General features: G+C 70.3%; 15 protein-coding genes. 6 read left to right on the top strand and 9 right to left on the bottom strand.

What is annotated here, in order from left to right; all coding sequences use genetic code 11:
* Genes FHY03_RS11635 through FHY03_RS11620 form a run of 4 tightly spaced genes read right to left on the bottom strand, consistent with a single transcriptional unit; the run spans nucleotide 1 to nucleotide 3,312 of the window.
* Nucleotides 1-666: a methionine ABC transporter permease gene (locus FHY03_RS11635; RefSeq protein ID WP_183922091.1), complete on the bottom strand. Its 666-nt coding sequence runs from the start codon at nucleotides 664-666 to the stop codon at nucleotides 1-3.
* A complete protein-coding gene (locus tag FHY03_RS11630; RefSeq protein WP_183930889.1) occupies nucleotides 663-1,391 on the bottom strand; it encodes an ATP-binding cassette domain-containing protein in 729 nt (242 codons plus the stop codon). Before FHY03_RS11630 ends, FHY03_RS11635 begins: the two co-directional genes overlap by 4 nt.
* Complete coding sequence (locus FHY03_RS11625; RefSeq protein ID WP_183930887.1) at nucleotides 1,388-2,404, bottom strand: LLM class flavin-dependent oxidoreductase; 1,017 nt, start codon at nucleotides 2,402-2,404, stop codon at nucleotides 1,388-1,390. The genes FHY03_RS11630 and FHY03_RS11625 overlap by 4 nt, the downstream gene beginning before the upstream one ends.
* Nucleotides 2,401-3,312 carry a RimK family alpha-L-glutamate ligase gene (locus FHY03_RS11620; protein ID WP_183930885.1) on the bottom strand — a complete coding sequence of 304 codons (912 nt, stop codon included), beginning with the start codon at nucleotides 3,310-3,312 and terminating at the stop codon, nucleotides 2,401-2,403. Before FHY03_RS11620 ends, FHY03_RS11625 begins: the two co-directional genes overlap by 4 nt.
* 315 nt (nucleotides 3,313-3,627) lie before the next feature.
* On the opposite strand from FHY03_RS11620, the gene FHY03_RS21340 reads away from it, so the two are divergent.
* The 3 genes from FHY03_RS21340 to FHY03_RS11605 all read left to right on the top strand — a co-directional run bounded on the left by FHY03_RS21340 (nucleotide 3,628) and on the right by FHY03_RS11605 (nucleotide 7,658).
* Nucleotides 3,628-5,859 (top strand): glycosyl hydrolase, encoded by a 2,232-nt coding sequence (locus FHY03_RS21340; RefSeq protein WP_183930883.1) that lies wholly within the window; start codon nucleotides 3,628-3,630, stop codon nucleotides 5,857-5,859.
* A gap of 136 nt (nucleotides 5,860-5,995) precedes the next feature.
* Nucleotides 5,996-7,003, top strand: coding sequence for an NAD-dependent epimerase/dehydratase family protein (locus FHY03_RS11610; RefSeq protein ID WP_183922112.1), 1,008 nt, complete (start codon nucleotides 5,996-5,998; stop codon nucleotides 7,001-7,003).
* Between the two features lie 43 nt (nucleotides 7,004-7,046).
* Nucleotides 7,047-7,658 carry a hypothetical protein gene (locus FHY03_RS11605; protein WP_183930881.1) on the top strand — a complete coding sequence of 204 codons (612 nt, stop codon included), beginning with the start codon at nucleotides 7,047-7,049 and terminating at the stop codon, nucleotides 7,656-7,658.
* A gap of 148 nt (nucleotides 7,659-7,806) precedes the next feature.
* On the opposite strand, the gene FHY03_RS11600 is transcribed toward FHY03_RS11605, so the two are convergent.
* On the bottom strand, nucleotides 7,807-9,417 hold the full coding sequence (locus tag FHY03_RS11600; protein ID WP_183922116.1) for a cyclic nucleotide-binding domain-containing thioredoxin-disulfide reductase: 1,611 nt from the start codon (nucleotides 9,415-9,417) through the stop codon (nucleotides 7,807-7,809).
* Between the two features lie 192 nt (nucleotides 9,418-9,609).
* Between FHY03_RS11600 and FHY03_RS11595 the strand changes: the two genes are divergently transcribed.
* Nucleotides 9,610-9,801, top strand: coding sequence for a hypothetical protein (locus FHY03_RS11595; RefSeq protein ID WP_183930879.1), 192 nt, complete (start codon nucleotides 9,610-9,612; stop codon nucleotides 9,799-9,801).
* 31 nt (nucleotides 9,802-9,832) lie between these two features.
* On the opposite strand, the gene FHY03_RS11590 is transcribed toward FHY03_RS11595, so the two are convergent.
* Nucleotides 9,833-10,600, bottom strand: coding sequence for a DUF1206 domain-containing protein (locus tag FHY03_RS11590; RefSeq protein ID WP_183930877.1), 768 nt, complete (start codon nucleotides 10,598-10,600; stop codon nucleotides 9,833-9,835).
* A gap of 194 nt (nucleotides 10,601-10,794) precedes the next feature.
* On the opposite strand from FHY03_RS11590, the gene FHY03_RS11585 reads away from it, so the two are divergent.
* Both FHY03_RS11585 and FHY03_RS11580 read left to right on the top strand, forming a co-directional pair.
* On the top strand, nucleotides 10,795-13,092 hold the full coding sequence (locus FHY03_RS11585) for an EAL domain-containing protein (protein ID WP_183930875.1): 2,298 nt from the start codon (nucleotides 10,795-10,797) through the stop codon (nucleotides 13,090-13,092).
* A 148-nt stretch (nucleotides 13,093-13,240) separates the two neighbouring features.
* Nucleotides 13,241-13,510, top strand: a complete 270-nt coding sequence (locus tag FHY03_RS11580) for a hypothetical protein (protein WP_183922125.1) — start codon at nucleotides 13,241-13,243, stop codon at nucleotides 13,508-13,510.
* Between the two features lie 89 nt (nucleotides 13,511-13,599).
* Here FHY03_RS11580 and FHY03_RS11575 read toward each other — a convergent pair whose 3' ends face one another.
* Genes FHY03_RS11575 through FHY03_RS11565 form a run of 3 tightly spaced genes read right to left on the bottom strand, consistent with a single transcriptional unit; the run spans nucleotide 13,600 to nucleotide 16,277 of the window.
* Nucleotides 13,600-14,784 carry a glycosyltransferase gene (locus FHY03_RS11575; RefSeq protein WP_183922127.1) on the bottom strand — a complete coding sequence of 395 codons (1,185 nt, stop codon included), beginning with the start codon at nucleotides 14,782-14,784 and terminating at the stop codon, nucleotides 13,600-13,602.
* Between the two features lie 12 nt (nucleotides 14,785-14,796).
* Nucleotides 14,797-15,324, bottom strand: a complete 528-nt coding sequence (locus tag FHY03_RS11570) for a DUF2141 domain-containing protein (protein WP_183930873.1) — start codon at nucleotides 15,322-15,324, stop codon at nucleotides 14,797-14,799.
* Entirely contained in the window at nucleotides 15,300-16,277 is a 978-nt protein-coding gene (locus FHY03_RS11565; protein WP_260158885.1) for a hypothetical protein, read from the bottom strand. The genes FHY03_RS11570 and FHY03_RS11565 overlap by 25 nt, the downstream gene beginning before the upstream one ends.
* Nucleotides 16,278-16,357: the final 80 nt, after the last annotated feature.

Genomic DNA, 16,357 nt, shown 5'->3' with positions numbered 1-16,357 from the left:
TCAGCGGTGGTCGAGCCGGCGCGCCAGCGCGTCGCCGCCCCATTGGAGAAGCTGCACCAGCGCCACCAGCAGCGCGACGGTGACGAGCATCACGTCGGTCTGGAAGCGCTGATAGCCGTAGCGGATCGCGAGATCGCCGAGCCCGCCGGCGCCGACCACCCCCGCCATCGCGGTGAACGAGACCAGCGCCACCGCGGTGACGGTCGCGCCCGAGACGAGCCCGGGCAGCGCCTCGGGCAGCAGCGCGCGCGTGACGATCTGCCAGCGCGTCGCCCCCATCGCCTGCGCCGCCTCGATGGTGGCGCGCGGGATGTCGCGCAGCGCCTGCTCGACCAGCCGCGCGTAGAAGGGCGCCGCGCCGACCACCAGCGGCGGGATCGCGCCGGCGACGCCGAGCGAGGTGCCGACCAGCAGCAAGGTCAGCGGGATCATCACGATCAGCAGGATCACGAAGGGGATCGAGCGCAGCACGTTGACCACCACGCCGGCGGCGCGGTTGAGCCAGCGCCGCTCGGCCAGCTGGCCGCGATCGGTGAGGAACAGCAGCACGCCGAGCGGCACGCCAAGCACGATCGTCAGCGCGAGCGAGGCGCCGAGCATCACCAGCGTGTCACGCGTCGCGACCGCGATGTCGCCCCACACCACGTTGCCGAACCAGCCGCTCACGCCGCCTCGCCCAGCAGCGCCAGCGTGGCGGCGTGGCGCGCGTCGCCGAGCACCGCCTCGGTCGCGCCGCTCTCCACCACGCGACCGCGGTCGATCACCGCAACATGGTCGCAGATCGCGCGCACCACCGAGAGCTCGTGCGTGATCAGCACGATCGTCAGCCCGAGCTCGCGGTTGAGCTCGCCCAGCAGCGCCAGCACCGAGCGTGTCGTCTCGGGATCGAGCGCGCTGGTCGCCTCGTCGCACAGCAGGATGTCGGGCCGGGTGGCGAGCGCGCGCGCGATGCCGACGCGCTGGCGCTGCCCGCCCGAGAGCCGCGCCGGATAGACGCCGGCCTTGTCCGCCAGCCCGACGCGCGCGAGCAGCGCGGCGACACGCCCGTCCTGCTCGGCACGGGGCACGCCGGCGAGCGCGAGCGGGAGCGCGACGTTGCCCGCGACGGTGCGGTTGGCGAGCAGCCCGAACGACTGGAAGATCATGCCGACGCGCCGCCGCAATGCGCGCAGCCCGGCGGCGTCGAGCGTCGACAGAGCCGCGCCGTCGACGCGCACCTCGCCCGCGCTCGCGCGCTCCAGCCCGTTGAGCAGCCGCAGGAGCGTCGACTTGCCCGCGCCCGAGCGACCGATCACGCCGAACACCGAGCCGCGCGGCACCTCCAGCGTCACCTCGTCGAGCGCGAGCGTGCCGTCGGGGAAGGTCTTGGAGACACGCTCCAGCGCGATCATGCGGTGCCCATCACCTGCGCGGCGAAACGCTCCATCTCCTCCGCCTGCGGGCTCATCTGGAGCAGCAGCAGGTCGAGCCCGGCCGCCTCATATTCGGCGATCCGCTCCTTGAGCTGCTCGGGCGTGCCGACCAAGTTAGGGCGCAAACCGCGGTTGGATACCGCATATTCCTGCAGCTTGAGCTCGCGTTCCAGCTGCGTGCCCGACAGCCACTGGTCGAAATTGGCGTAGCCCGCGGGCAGCTCGGCGACGTTGGTGATCCGCTCCAGCTCGCGCTTGGCCTCGGCCTCGCTGTCGCGCACGATCGCATAGGCCGCCATGCCGTACTGCATCGGCGGGCCGCCCGCGGCCGCGCGGCGCGCGCGCATGTCCGCGATCTTGGGCGCGATCGCGGCGGCGGGGTCGCCGTGCATGACATAGGCGTCGCACTGCGCCGCGATCATTGCCTTGGCCTTCTCGCTCTCGCCGCCGGCATAGACGATCGGGCGCTTGAGCGGCTTGGGCGCGCAGATCGCCTCCTCGGTGCGGTAGAAGTCGCCCGCAAAGCTGAAGCGCTCCTCGGTCCACAGCCCGTCGACCACGCGCAGCCACTCGCTGGTGCGCGCGTAGCGGTCGTCGTGCTGGTCGAACTGGAGGCCGTACTGCCGCGCCTCGTCGGCCCACCAGCTCGACACGACGTTGAGCGCGAGCCGCCCGCCCGCGATCCGGTCGATGTTCGCCGCCGCTTTCGCGAACAGCGCCGGGTGATGGAAGTTGGGGCGGACCGCGACCATCAGCTCGATCGTCTCGGTCAGCGCCGCCAGCGCCGCGGCGGTCGACCAGGCGTCGAGCGCGGGCTGGTCGATGCCCTTGATGTCGTTGAGGTTGAGCTCGGCGATCAAGGTGAGGTCATAGCCCCAGCGCTCGGCGTTCCGGGTGAGATCGCGCGTATATTCCCAGGTCGCGGCCATATCCTCGTCGGGTACGTTGCGCAGCCAGCCGCCGAAGACGGGAGTCCAATAACCGTATCTCACGCGCGTGCCTCTAGCAGCCGCTCGGCCAGCCAGTCGACCAGCCGCTCGTGCGGGTCCCAGCCCAGCACGGTGAGCGGGTCGGCGACGAAGTTGGAGAGCGCGTTGATGTCGTAGAAGCGCGACGTCCCGTCGCGGTCGTCGACCAGCAGCTCGACCCCGCCGACGTCGATGCCCGCACGCTGTACGATCGCCTCGGCCGCGGCGATCGTGGCGGCGTCGGGCTCGACGCGCGTCATCGTCACGCTCGGGCGGCCGGGAACCGCGCAGGCGTCCGCGGGGCACAGGTCGAAGCCGCCGCCGCCGTCGACCGCGATGGCGTAGAGATAGCGCCCGCCGAGCGTCTCGACGCGCGTGATCGTGCCGCCGCGCAACGGCGCATATTCCTGCGCGAGCAGCACCCGGTCGATGCTGTCGGGCACACTGCCCTCCGCCACCGCGGCGGCGAGCGCTTCGGCATCGTCGTAGCGCGCGATCCCGGCGCCGGAGCCGCCGATGTTCGCTTTGACCACGATCGGGAAGCGCAGATCCGCCGCGGCGGCCGGCAGGTCGGCGGCGCGGTGCACGACACGCGTGGCGGGAATGGCAAGCCCCAGCCCGGCGATCAGCGAGAGTTGGCGCGCCTTGGACGAGTCGATCGCCAGCGCGCCGGCGCCGTTGAGCACGCGCGCGCCGCGCGACTCCCAGTGCGCCAGCGCCGCCGCGGCGTGGAAGATCGGATGCTCGGCCGCGCGCAGGAAGCTCGACATCGCGATCCGGTTGAACACCAGCGGCGAGGGCGCCGCGCCGGCGGGGTCGAAGGCGAGGCCGTCGGCGTGGACCGCGTCATAGCCGATGCCGCGACGATCGAGCGCGGCGAACAGCGGGCGGAACCACTGCGGGTGCTCGTAGAGGATGGTGAGATCGGTCATACGGTCCTGGTCACGCGAGCGGCGAGGGCTAGCGCGCGGGGTGAGCGCTGGCGGCATAGATCGGCTTGCCGGCGCGGTAGCTCGGCTTGGGCAGCAGCTTCGCTGGGCGGGGCATCCACCACCTGGATCAGCACGCACCATTGCGCTCATGTCACGAAGCAGAGCCGAAAAAGATTGACGTTCGTTCACTAGTAAATTCCATTTAACCTCGTTCGGTGACGAAGCTTTCCATGCTCGTCCCGTAATAGCCGCTCCATCAGATCACCTCTGGATTGGGCGACGACAATGCAGAACTCCGTTTACATCGACAATAGCATGAACTCGGTCACGCAGAACGCGGCCTGGCTGAACAGCCATCTCGACGCGATCCAGCTGGTCGGCGGCTTCGGCAGCTGGTGGGACTTCAACGAGTCGCCGAAGTGGATCGCGCAGCAGGTCGCCGGGGCCGACGTCGATATCAAATGGTCGATCGGCCTCATCCCTTGGGGCGCGACCCTGGAGAATGCGGCGAAGGGCCAGTACAACAACAATTATCGCACGCTCGCCAAGGATATGGCGGCGATCGGCGCCGACGACGACAAGATCCATATCCGGCTGGGCTGGGAAATGAACGGCAACGGCTGGTTCCCCTGGTCCGCCAACGGCCACGAGAAGGCCTATGTCGGCGCGTTCCAGCAGTTCGTCGACACCTTCCGCTCGGTCTCGGACAAGTTCGTGTTCGAGTGGACGCCCAACATCGGCAGCCAGGGCATGGACGTCGCTTCGGTCTACCCGGGCGACAAGTACGTCGACGTGATCGGACTCGACTTCTACTATAACACGCAGTGGGATCCCAAGGACCCGGTCGCGGCGTTCAACTATTTCGTCAATCAGCCCTACGGCCTGCAGTGGCAGCAGGATTTCGCCGACGCACACGGCAAGCCCACCGCGATCGGCGAGTGGGGCGTCAACTCGGACACGTCGGGCGCCTTCATCGAGATGGCGGCACAGTGGTTCGAGGACCACAACATCACCTACCAGAATTACTGGAACTCGAACGCCGACTTCAAGGGCCGCCTCTCCGACGGCCAGTATCCGAACGCGGGCAAGGTGTTCCAGGCGATCTTCGGCCAGGGCATCGACCCCTTCGCCAACGACACGACGGTGGTGAACCGCAGCGGCGGCAGCGGCGTCGACATGCTGATCGGCCATGCCGGCAACGACACGCTCTCGGGCGGCGCGGGCAACGATTTCCTGCACGGCCGCGCCGGCGATGACGTGCTCAACGGCGGCGCGGGCAACGACCTGCTCGACGGCGGCACCGGCGCCGACAAGATGACCGGCGGCACCGGGGATGACACCTACCGCGTCGACAATGTCGGCGACAAGGTGATCGAGAAAGCCGGCGAGGGCTATGACACCGTCGAGGCGTCGATCGACTTCGACATGGCGGGGCTCAACGTCGAGGCGCTGCGCCTCACCGGCACCGCCGACCTGAAGGCCTATGGCAGCGCGGGCGTCGACAAGATCACGGGCAATGACGGGAACAACGTGATCGACGGCCGCGCCGGCGCCGACACGATGGCGGGCGGGCTCGGCAACGACACCTATTACGTCGACAACGTCGGCGACAAGGTGATCGAGGCGCAGTACGAGGGCGACGACACGATCTACGCCTCGGTGAGCTACAATCTCGCCGGCACCTTCGTCGAGTCGCTCCACCTCACCGGCATCGCCGACCTCACCGCCACCGGCAACAGCCAGGACAATGCCCTGTACGGCAACGCGGGCAATAACGTGCTCGACGGCAAGGCGGGCGCCGACCTGATGGTCGGCGGGCTCGGCAACGACACCTACTACGTCGATCACGTCGGCGACCAGGTCGTCGAGAATGCCGGCGAGGGGAACGACACCGTCTACGCCTCGGTCAATTTCGACCTCGCCGGCACCAACGTCGAGACGCTGCGCCTCACCGGCAAGGCCGATCTCTCGGGCTTCGGCAGCGACGGCGCCGACTCGCTGTTCGGCAACGCCGGCAACAACGTGCTGGACGGTCGCGGTGGTGCCGACGTGATGACCGGCGGCGCCGGTGACGACATCTATTATGTCGACAATGTCGGCGACAAGGTGGTGGAGTTGCAGGGCAAGGCGCAGGGCAACGACACCGTCTACGCCTCGGTGAGCTACAATCTCGCGGGCACCTTCGTCGAGACGCTGGCGCTGACCGGCACCGCCAACATCAACGCCACCGGCAACAGCCAGGCCAACACGCTGATCGGCAACAGCGGCAACAACGTGCTCAACGGCATGGGCGGCGACGACATCCTCACCGGCGGCGGCGGCAACGACAAATTCGTCTTCACCAAGGCCGGTCATGCCACGATCACCGACTTCGGCGCGGGCGACACGCTCGATCTCGCCGGGCTGCTGAAGGGCGGCAAGGTCGCGACGGTGGCGCAGGATCACGACGGCGTGCTCGTGACCATCGACTCGGGCAGCTCGGTCCTGCTCGAGGGGCTCGACATGGCGCACCTGCTCAGGACCGACACCGGTTTCCACTTCGTGTGAGCCGGCCCGGCCGAGGCGGGAAGGGAGGACCGGGTCGGCGCGCGCCGGTCCGGTCCTCCCTTTTGCGCTCCCCTCCCGAGCAGTTGCTCCCCGCCCGATTATCGGGAAAAGCGTCTACAGGGTTTGGGGGACGATCATGCAGGTTCTGGTCACCGGCGTCGCCGGCTTCATCGGCAGCCATGTCACGCGCCGGCTGCTCGCGCGCGGCGACACCGTGGTCGGGATCGACAATCTCAACGACTACAACCCGGTGCAGCTCAAGCGCGACCGGCTCGAGGCGATCACCGCGGACGGCGGCGCCGAGCGCTTCACCTTCCACCAGCTCGACTTCAGCGACCATGAAGCGATCGACGCCGCGCTCGGCGGCACCGCGATCGAGCGCATCGTCCATCTCGGCGCGCAGGCGGGCGTGCGCTACTCGCTGAGCAACCCGCGCGCCTATGTCGCGTCCAACCTCGCCGGTCACGTCAACATGCTCGAGCTGGCGCGCGCGCGGCGCGTCGAGCAGATGGTCTACGCTTCCTCCTCCTCGGTCTACGGCACCAGCCCCGACCTGCCGTTCCGCGTCGAGCAACGCGTCGACTTCCCGATCTCGCTCTACGCCGCCACCAAGAAGGCGGACGAGCTGATGAGCGAGACCTACGCGCATCTGTACCGCATCCCGCAGACCGGGCTGCGCTTCTTCACCGTCTACGGGCCGTGGGGCCGGCCCGACATGGCGGTGTGGGGCTTCACCGACAAGATCCTCTCCGGCCAGCCGATCGAGGTCTATAACGGCGGCAACATGCGGCGTGACTTCACCTATATCGACGACATCGTCACCGGGATCGTCGCCGCGCTGGACCACCCGCCCGCCGACGACGGCCAGGTGAAAGCGGGCGGCAGCGTCTCGCCGCACCGCCTCTACAACATCGGCAACAACAAGGCCGAGGAGCTCGAGACCTTGATCACGCTGATCGAGGCGGCGTGCGGGCAGAAGGCGATCCGGGTCGACAAGGGCATGCAGCCCGGCGACGTACCCGCGACCTACGCCGATCTGACCGCGATCCGCGACGACCTCGGCTTCCGCCCCACCACGCCGATCGCGGTCGGCATCCCCAAGTGGGTCGAGTGGTACAAGGGCTATCGCGCGCGGCGCGGCTGAGCCGCGGCTTGCCAGCGCATCGCGCGCGCGCGATGGTGGTGCGATGGCACGCGAGACAGACAGGCGAACCGCGCCGACGACGATGCTCGGGCTGGTACGGCGCACCACGATCGAGCTGGGACCGCTGCGCATCACGCGCGAGGTCGCGCTGACGAGGCTGCCGACTACGCTTCCCGCGTTGGCCCGACCGCGCCGACGGCTATGGCCGGCGCTGCTCGCCGCCGCGGCCGCGACCAGCGTCGGCGGGCTCGCGGTCGCCGCGACGAAGCTCCCGCCGCGCGCGAGTTATTCGGTGAGCGTGCCGGTGCCCGAGCGCGTCGTCGCGGCGGCGCCGCGCGCGATATCGGTCGCCCGCACCGCCGACCGAGCCTCACCCGCGCCGACGTCGAGCGCGCCCGCCGCCGCGGCACCGGCGGCCGAGGTGCCGCCGGACGGCGCAAGCTCGCGCGCCGCGGCGGTGGCAGCGGCGCTGCGCAGCGGTGAGATGACCGATTGGCAACAGCCCGGCGGCGCGCACGGCTTCGTCGTCGCGGGGGCGGCCGAGCCCGACGGCGCGCGCACCTGCCGCGCGCTCTCGGTGCTCACCCGGAGTGACGGCGGCGACCACGTCGAGCAGCTCCGCGCCTGCCTGCCGGGCGAAGGCGCCGCGGGGTGAGTGGGTTGGTGTCATAGCGCGATGGCCCCACCTCCTGGGCCCCGGCGTAGGCCGGGGCCCAGGGGGCGATGACAGTGAGTTTCACGAAAACCTTCCCACGTGGGCCCCGGCCGTCGCCGGGGCACAAGCTCGCGAGCACCGCGCTCTCTCACTCGTTGAGATACGACCACAGTTGCGAGATCACCACTGACCCTTCCCCCACCGAGGACGCGACGCGCTTGACCGATCCCGCGCGCACGTCTCCCACCGCATAAACGCCGGGGCAGGAGGTGGCGTAGGAGCTCGCGCCTCCCGCCGCGCGCCCGGTCAGCACGAATCCCTTGTCGTCGAGCGCGACCAGATTCTCGAGCCATCCGGTGTTGGGCGCCGCGCCCACCATCACGAAGGTGGCACAGGTGTCGACCATGCGCTCGGCGCCGTCCTGCCGGATCGTCACGGCTTCCAGCGCATCGCCGCCGTGGACCGCAACCAGCTCGGCGCCATAGTCGATCGAGATCGCGGGGTCCGCTTCGAGCCGGCTGGTGAGATAGTTGGACATGGAGGTGGCGAGCGAGCGCCCGCGCACCAGCAGCCGCACGTGCCGCGCGACGCGGCTGAGGTACATCGCCGCCTGCCCCGCCGAATTACCCCCACCGATCACGATCGCCTCGGCGTCGCGGCAGAAGCGCGCCTCGTTCTCAGTGGCCGCATAATAGATGCCGCTGCCCTCGAAGTCGCCGAGCCGCTCGATCGGCAGCCGACGGTATTGCACCCCGGTCGCCACCACCACCGCGCGCGCGCGGACGCGCTGACCGTTGTCGAAGGTGGCACAGAACTGGCCGTCGTCGAGCCGGTCGAGCGCGGCGACGCGGAGCGGCATGGCGAAGCGCGTGCCGAACTTCATCGCCTGCACCTCGCCGCGCCACACCAGGTCCGCGCCCGAGATTCCGGTGGGAAAGCCCATGTAATTTTCGATCCGGCTCGACGTCCCCGCCTGCCCGCCGATCGCGGTGTCCTCGACCACCAAGGCGCCCAGCCCCTCGGCGCCGGCATAGACTCCCGCCGCGGTGCCGGCCGGCCCCGCGCCGACCACCAGCACGTCGACCGCCTCGTCGTCGACGAACTCGCGGCTGAGCCCGAGCAGTTTGGCCACCTTCTCGGGCGTGGGATCCGCCACCACGCGGTCGCGCCCGAAGATCACCGCCGGGCGATTCGCGTCGACCGCGCAGCTCGTCGCCACCGTCGCCGCGTCCGCGGTGCCGAGCGCGTGGCTGGTGTAGGGGATGCGGTTGCGCGCGGCGAAGTCGGCGACGCGGCGCACGCCGCGATCCTGCTCCTCGCCGAGCAGCACCAGCGAACTGTCATGCGACTCGAGCTGGCGCCGGCGCCGCGCCGCCAGCACGGTGATGATGATGTCCGACATCTCGGGCACGTGTGCCATCAGCTCGAGCATGCGCGCGCGCGGCACCTCCACCACGCGCGTGTCGCGCGCGGCGCGCATCGCCATCGACCAGCTGCCGCCGCTGAGGAAGGAGATCTCGGCCATGAACTGGGTCGGCCCCAGCGTGGAGGGCAGGTGGCGCTCACCCGTGAAGCTGTTGACCACCTCGATCTCGCCGTCCTCGACGTAGACGAAGCGCTCGACCGGGTCGCCGGGCTGGACCAGGTAGGCACCCGCGGCGTAGTGGCGCTCGGCCCCGGCGGAGCGGATAGCGGCGACATGCTCGGGGTGGAGCGGCACGCGCTGCATCTCGCGCAGGTCGCGCCCGATCGTCTCCATCGTCTGACCTCCGCCGCCCCAGCCCCGTGATGCGCATGATGGCGGGCGCCGCGGATCGCCGCAACGGGTCGGCTGCGACAATCGCGCGACAAAGCTGCAACAAAGCGCCATCCGCATGCATCATCCGCAGGGTAGGGCTGACGCTCCCCGATGCGAGAGACCGACGTGCCCGCGCTTGCCCCCGCCTCTTCCATGATTGACGCGTTCGCGGCCGGCGCGCTGCTGGACCGCGAGCTGCGCCGCGTCCGCCGCGTCGCGACCATGCTGCACGACCGCCGCTCGATCGCCGAGCTCGCCGCCTATGAGCGCGAGCTGGAGGCCCAGCTGGCGCGTGCGCGGCGCGGCGTCGACCTGCTCGACGCGACGCTGCGCACGCTGGGCTGAGCGCCCCGGCGCGCGCACGATCGAGGGCGGCTCACCGCGCCGTGGCGCGGCGCATCAGCCCGTCGACGGGCACGTCGTGGAGGCGGCGGAAGCGCGCCTCGATGAGGCCGAACAGCCCGAAGGCGAATAGCCCGAGCGCCACCACCACGTCGAACGGCTGCTCGAGCCAGGCGAGCACCTCCCCCATCCCGGCCGCCGCGCTGGCGCGTGCCTCGATGCCGGCGCGCACGAGGAACCAGGCGCTGATCAGGAATACCGCACCGCGCGCGGCATAGCCCGCACGCCCGCTCCAGCGCGCCCAGGGCTTCGACGCCACCGCGGGATCGAGGTAGCGCAGGAAGCTCCCCTTGACCGCCTTCGCCAGCTGCACCGCGCCGACCGCGGCGAGCAGCGCACCACCCAATATCACCAGCGCGCCGCCCCCGGGCAGCGCCAGCGCGGTGCGCGCGCCCTGCTCGGCCCCGTCGCCCGCGCGCGCGACACCCTGGATCAGCCGTGCCGCCTGCCAGGTGAGGAACAGGTGAACCGCGCCGCTCGCCGCCGCGCCGACCCGCTCGAGCGCGCCCTTGCGATCGCTGCCATGCCGCTCGATGTCGAGCACCGCGTCGGCGAGGCGCCAGATGCCGTAGCCGAGCAGCCCGGCCGCCATCAGGACGAGCAACAGCCGCCCGCCTCCTTCACCCAGATAGGCCAAAGCGCCGGCGGGATCCTCCGCGCGACCGGTCCGCAGGATCAGCAGCGCGATGACGATGTACAGCGCACCGCGCACCGCGAAGCCCAGCCGAGTGAGTGTCGTCAACCGCGCGCCCGTGTTCATTCGTGTTCCCCCGCTATTCTTTTTCAACCAGCCGAAACACCGCACCGTTCCCGCCCGTCATACTCACGCCGAGCACGTCAAACTGGTCGAAAAACCAGCTTCTTAGTCCTGACCCCCTGACATGCGTTAACGGTTTGTCGAGGGCCGAGCCGTAAGAGACGGCGAGGAGTTGCGCAGTGCCTTCACGCGATCGTCCCTCGTCCGCTCGATTCGGTCCGCGCTTCATCGCCGCGGTGGTCGCGCCCGTGTTGCTGCTCGCGCTCGGCCTCACCGGCTTCGCCGTGTCGGCGTTGCGCTCGGCCGCGGCGCAGGCGGATCGCGTCTCGATCGAGCGGCAGGAGCGCGAGGTGCGGCTCGCGGTCGACGCCGCGCTCGACGAGCTGGCGCAGAGCCAGTCCGGGGTCGGGATCTGGACGCCGCTGGTGCTCGAGCTGTGCAAGGCCGCGCCCGACTGGACCTGGGTCGACGAGAATGTCGGCGTGTGGCTCAGCTATGTCTTCGCGCACGATGCCGACGCGATCCTCGCCGGCGACGGACACCCGGTCTATCTGATGCGCGACGGCGTGCGCCGCGCCTCCGCCGACTATGCCGCGCTTGCCGGCGCCGCTACGCCGCTGGTCCGCGCGGTGCGCGGCGAGGCGCGCGCCTCGCCCAATCCGCACGAGCGGCTACCCGGGCGCGCGCTGCCCGCCGGCTCGACCGTGCGCACCTCGCCCCGCGCGGTCCACGCCACCGACCTGGTCGCGATCGGCGGCCGTCCCGCGATCATGAGCGTGATGCGGATCATCACCGAGGACCCCGGCTCGCCCGCGCCGCGTGGCGGCGCCCCGCTGCTAGTGAGCGCGCGCTTCCTCGACACCAGTTTCGTCCAGCGACTGGCGCGCATCCAGCTCGTCGCCGGCGCGCGGCTGAGCGGATCGCCGCGCCACGCGCCAGGCGAGCAGGCGCTGACTCTGGTATCGAGCCGAGGCCAGCGCGTCGGCTATCTGCTGTGGCGACCCGACCGGCCCGGCGCCGCGGTATGGCGCACCATGGCGCCGAGCGCGCTCGCCGCGCTGGTCGCCTTGCTGGCCACGCTCGCCGCGCTGATCGCCAGCGTCTTCAAGCTGGTGCGTAGCGATGCGCGCTCGCTCGCAAAGCTCAACGCGGCGCATCTCGCGCTCCAGGCCAAGGAGGCGCAGGCGCACCACCTCGCCTATCACGACACGTTGACCGGCCTGCCCAACCGCGCCGCCTTCAATCACGCGGGCGACCAGCTGCTCGCGCACGCGCCCGGCGAGGGGGTGCACGCGGTGCTGCTGATCGATCTCGACCGCTTCAAACAGGTCAACGACACGCTCGGGCATCTCGGCGGTGACCAGTTGATCCAGCTGGTCGCGGCGCGGCTTCAGGCGCTGGTCGACGCGGGCGACCTGGTGGCGCGGCTCGGCGGCGACGAGTTCGCGGTGCTGGTCAGCGCGCGCGCCGACGAGACCGCCGTCGGCGCGCTCGCGGGGGTGATGGTGGCGGCACTGCGCGAGCCGTTCACCGTCCTCGGCACGCACGTGTTCATCGGCGCCAGCATCGGGATCGCCTGCCACCCGCGCTGCAGCGGTGATCGCTCCGAGCTGATGCGCATGGCCGATATCGCGATGTACCGCGCCAAGGCGGAGGGCCGCGACGGCCACCGCTTCTTCACCGAGGACATGGACGAGAGCGTCAAGATGCGCCGCGCGATCGAGCACGACCTGCGCCGCGCGATCGCGACGCGGCGCGAGCTGATCGTCCACTACCAGCCGCGCATGAACGCCGGCGGGAGCCGCGTGATCGGGCTGGAGGCGCTGGTGCGCTGGCACCACCCGGAGCGCGGCCTGCTCGCGCCCGACGCCTTCATCCCGATCGCGGAGGAGACCGGGCTGATCCGTGATCTCGGCGCCTGGGTGCTGCGCGACGCGTGCGCGGTGGCGCGCGCCTGGCCATCGCTGTCGATCGCGGTCAACCTCTCACCGGTCCAGTGCCGCGCGCGCGGCATCGCGGCGGAACTGATCGAGATCGTGCGCCATGCCGGCGCGCGCCCGCAGCAGATCGAGCTGGAGGTGACCGAGAGCATCCTCCTCGACGACGACGACGCGGTACGCGACGCCCTGGCGGCGCTGCGCCACGCCGGCTTCCGCATCGCGCTCGACGATTTCGGCACGGGCTATTCCAGCCTCGGCTACCTCAGCAAGTTCGAGGTCGACAAGATCAAGATCGACCAGAGCTTCACCCGGCGCTTGGGCGAGAGCGCCGATGCCGCCGCGATCATCCAGGCGGTGGTGCGGCTGGGCCAGGCGATGGGGCTGGCGGTCAGCGCCGAAGGCGTGGAGACGCGCGAGCAGCGCGCCTTCCTCGAACATGCCGGTTGCAACGAGCTGCAAGGCTTCCTGTTCTCCGCCGCCGTGCCGCCGGGTGCGCTCGCGGCGCTGCTCGGCGGGCGCGTGGAGGCGGCGGCATAGGCGGCCTCGCTCCTCGTGCGCGGGGCGAAAGACCGGCGCAGAGGGAGTAACGCCGCCGCGCGCTGGCGGCCGACCGGTGCGGCAGTGGAACAATCCGAATCGTCGGAGATTATTTTCCGCGACTTCGGATCGACCAGAGGGGAATGCCATGAAGAAGCTCGTCACCGCCGTCGCCGCCTTCGGGCTGGTGTCGCTCGCCGCGTGCAACTCCAGCCCGCGCGAGCAGGCCGCCGACAATATCGAGGCCAATGCCGAGGCGGTCGCGGACAATCTCGAGGAGATGGCGGACAACGCCACCACCGACAACGCCGAGGACGCGCTCGAGAATAAGGCCGACGCGGTGCGTGCGACCGGCGAGAACAAGGCCGACGACATGCGCACCCACGACGCCGACACCAATCTTTCCAACGGGATCTGATCCCGCGGTCGGCGCGGCGCCGGCCGAGTAGCGCGGGGGGCTTCCCGGGTGACCGGGCGCCCCTCGCCGCATTCAGGCGGGTAGCTTAGTCATCCGGCCCGCCGGACACCGCGCTGGCGCTCGATCACGCCGCGATAATGCTCGACCAGCGCCACCGCATGCTCGCGGTCGCTGAGCACAGTGCGGGACGCGACCTCGGCGGCGCGACGCACCAGCGGCTGGTCGCGCGTGAACAGCGCGACGATCGCCTTGGCGCAGGCATAAGCGTCGCCGCTGCGATAGGTCTCGGCGAAGGCGGGCCGCGCCACCGCGGAAGAGCCGCCGCGATCGGGCACGATCATCGGCAGGCCGGATGCCAGCGCCTCGGACGCGACCATGCCGAACGGCTCGCTGTCGCCGCCGTGGATGAAGGCATCCGCGCTCGCCATGATCGAGGCGAGCTGGCCGCGGTGGTAGATCGGCTGGAACATGCGCACATGCGGGCTCTCGGCGATATGGCGCTCTAGCGTGCGCGTGTCGGGGCCGAGCCCGAGGAGCATCATCCCGACCGGGATCTTGGTCCCCGCGCGGCGCGCCGCGTCGATCACCATCGGCCAGCGCTTCTCGGCGTGGTGGCGCCCGATCCCGATCAGCAGGTGCGCGTCCTCGGGCAGGTCGCATTGCGCCAGCATCGCGGCGCGCAGCGCCGGGCTGCGCAGCTCGGGCGAGAAATGCTCGCGCTCGATCCCCAGCGTCATCGTCGCGTCGACGCGCAGCCCGCGCGCGCGCAGCCGCTCGGTCAGCACCGGGCCGTTGGTCACCACCGTGTCGAAGGGCGCGAGGCAGCGCGCCATATAGCGGTCGTACCAGCCGAACACGCGCTCGATCGCGCCCTCGGAGGCGACCTTGGCGAACCAGCGCTTGGGATAGGCCTCCATATTGTCGTTGTGCATGAACCAGGCGCGGATCGCCGGCCCCTGCCACGAGGTGACGATCGCGGCCGAGCGCCACGGCGAGCAATTCTCGATCACGTCGGGCTGGAGCTGGTCGAGCAGCGCGTGCACCGGCGCCGCGTCCCAGAACAGCCCGTAGTTGGAGTCGAAGGGCATGGCGGGCGACTTGACGTAATAGAGCAGCGCCCCGCCGGGCCGCTCCTCGACGCGATCCTCCTTGCCGGGCGCGATCACGATCTGCTGGTGCCCCAGTTCGGACATGATCGCCATCTTGCGGTCGAGGTACGAGCGCACCCCGCCGCCGTTGGGCGAGTAGAATTCGTTGACGTCGACGATCCGCATCGCGCGCCTCCCTCAGTCAGCGAAGCCGAAGCCGCCGAGCCCGCGCAGATACTGCATCCGGATCGTGGCGCGGGTGACGCCGGGTCCGACGTCGATCAGCGAGTCGACCAGCTTGGGCTTGGCGCGGCCGATCTTGTGGTTGCTCGGGAAGCCCGCGCCGTCGCTCCAGAAGTTGAACTTGCGCTTGCCGTCGCGGTCATGGCCGAGGAACAAAGCGTAGCGCCCCGGGCGGGGCACTCGGATGCAGATCTCCCCCGCGAGGCTCGCGGGCGGCGCCACGTCGATCCGGCGGAAGGTCTTGCCCGCCTCCAGCAGCTTCTTGTCACCGGCGAGGAAATCTTCCTCGGTGGCGGGATACAGCTCGAGCTTGAGCGTGCCCTTGCGGTCCTTGATCCCTGACACGCTGGCGAGGATCGCTGGGCCGGGCGCGCCGGGCGCGCAGGCGGCGGCGTCCTGGCCGAGCACCTGTGCCGCGCCCGGGGTCGCGGCCAATGCCGCTCCCGCCGCGGCGAGCATCACGCCCCGCCGGTATGTCGCCATCGCTGCGTCCTTTCCCACACGTACACGACCCCAAATAGAAGCGTCAGCAGCAGATGCATCACCAAGGTTGACGCGCCCGTGAACGCCATGAGGTCCGACAGCGTGCGGTCATGCCCGATCACCAGGATCGCGAAATTGGCGAAAAGCAGGTCTTTGTTGGGCACGAGCGGCAGACGCGAGACCAGCTGGCGCCCCGCCACCAGGAACAGCCACATGCCGATCGACACGCTCGGCATGGCATAGGACCAGGCGAGTGCGATGGTCACGCAGGTCAGCGTGATGCGCAGCCAGTCGATGCCGAAGATGAACCACAAATCGCCGCGCGAGAGCGAGAAGACGCGGCTGGAGAAGGCGACCACCACCACCGGCACGGCGAGCGCGATACCGAGCGACCACAGCATGGTGCGCACCAGCTCGGGGTCGATCAGCTCATAGCCGAGCGGCAGCGCCACAGCGCCGAGCAGGATCGCGGTGAGATTGCCGACGATGCCCGAGACGATGCTGACGTCCTTCACCGCGCCGAACGGCGCCGCCACCATCTTCAACCGCGCGCGCGCCCAGGCATAAAAATAGGCGTCGCCCGAGTAGCCGATCAGGATGTCGTTCGCGATCCGCTTCTTGTTGAGCGCGAGGAAGGCGCCGGGCGGGACGCCCCACAAGCGGCGGAAGATGACGAAGTCGCACACCGGCAGCGCGAGATAGGAGAGCAGGAAGTAAACGTAGAAACCGGGCGCCTCGGGCACGGTGCGGCGCAGCCCGGCGAGGCCGTGATCGAGCAGCTCGTGCAGCAGCCCGACCATCATCGCCACCGTCACCGCGGCGCCCAGCAGGGCGGGCCAGCGCCGCCGCAGCGTCTGCACCGGGCGAAGCGCGACCAGCGGCGCGTCCGCGGGTGCGGCGCGGTCGGCGGTGCTGGCGGAGGCTCGCTCGGTAAGGGGCTCGTCGGCGCGCAATCTTCTGGTCCTGTCCCGCGCGCTGGCGGGGATCGACGGCGTCTAGCAGCGCGTCGAGCCATTCGCCAGCGAGCGCCGCG

Source organism: Sphingomonas sp. BK345 (genome assembly GCF_014193845.1).
Classification (GTDB): domain Bacteria; phylum Pseudomonadota; class Alphaproteobacteria; order Sphingomonadales; family Sphingomonadaceae; genus Sphingomonas.
This window is presented reverse-complemented; position numbering and strand designations above follow the sequence as displayed.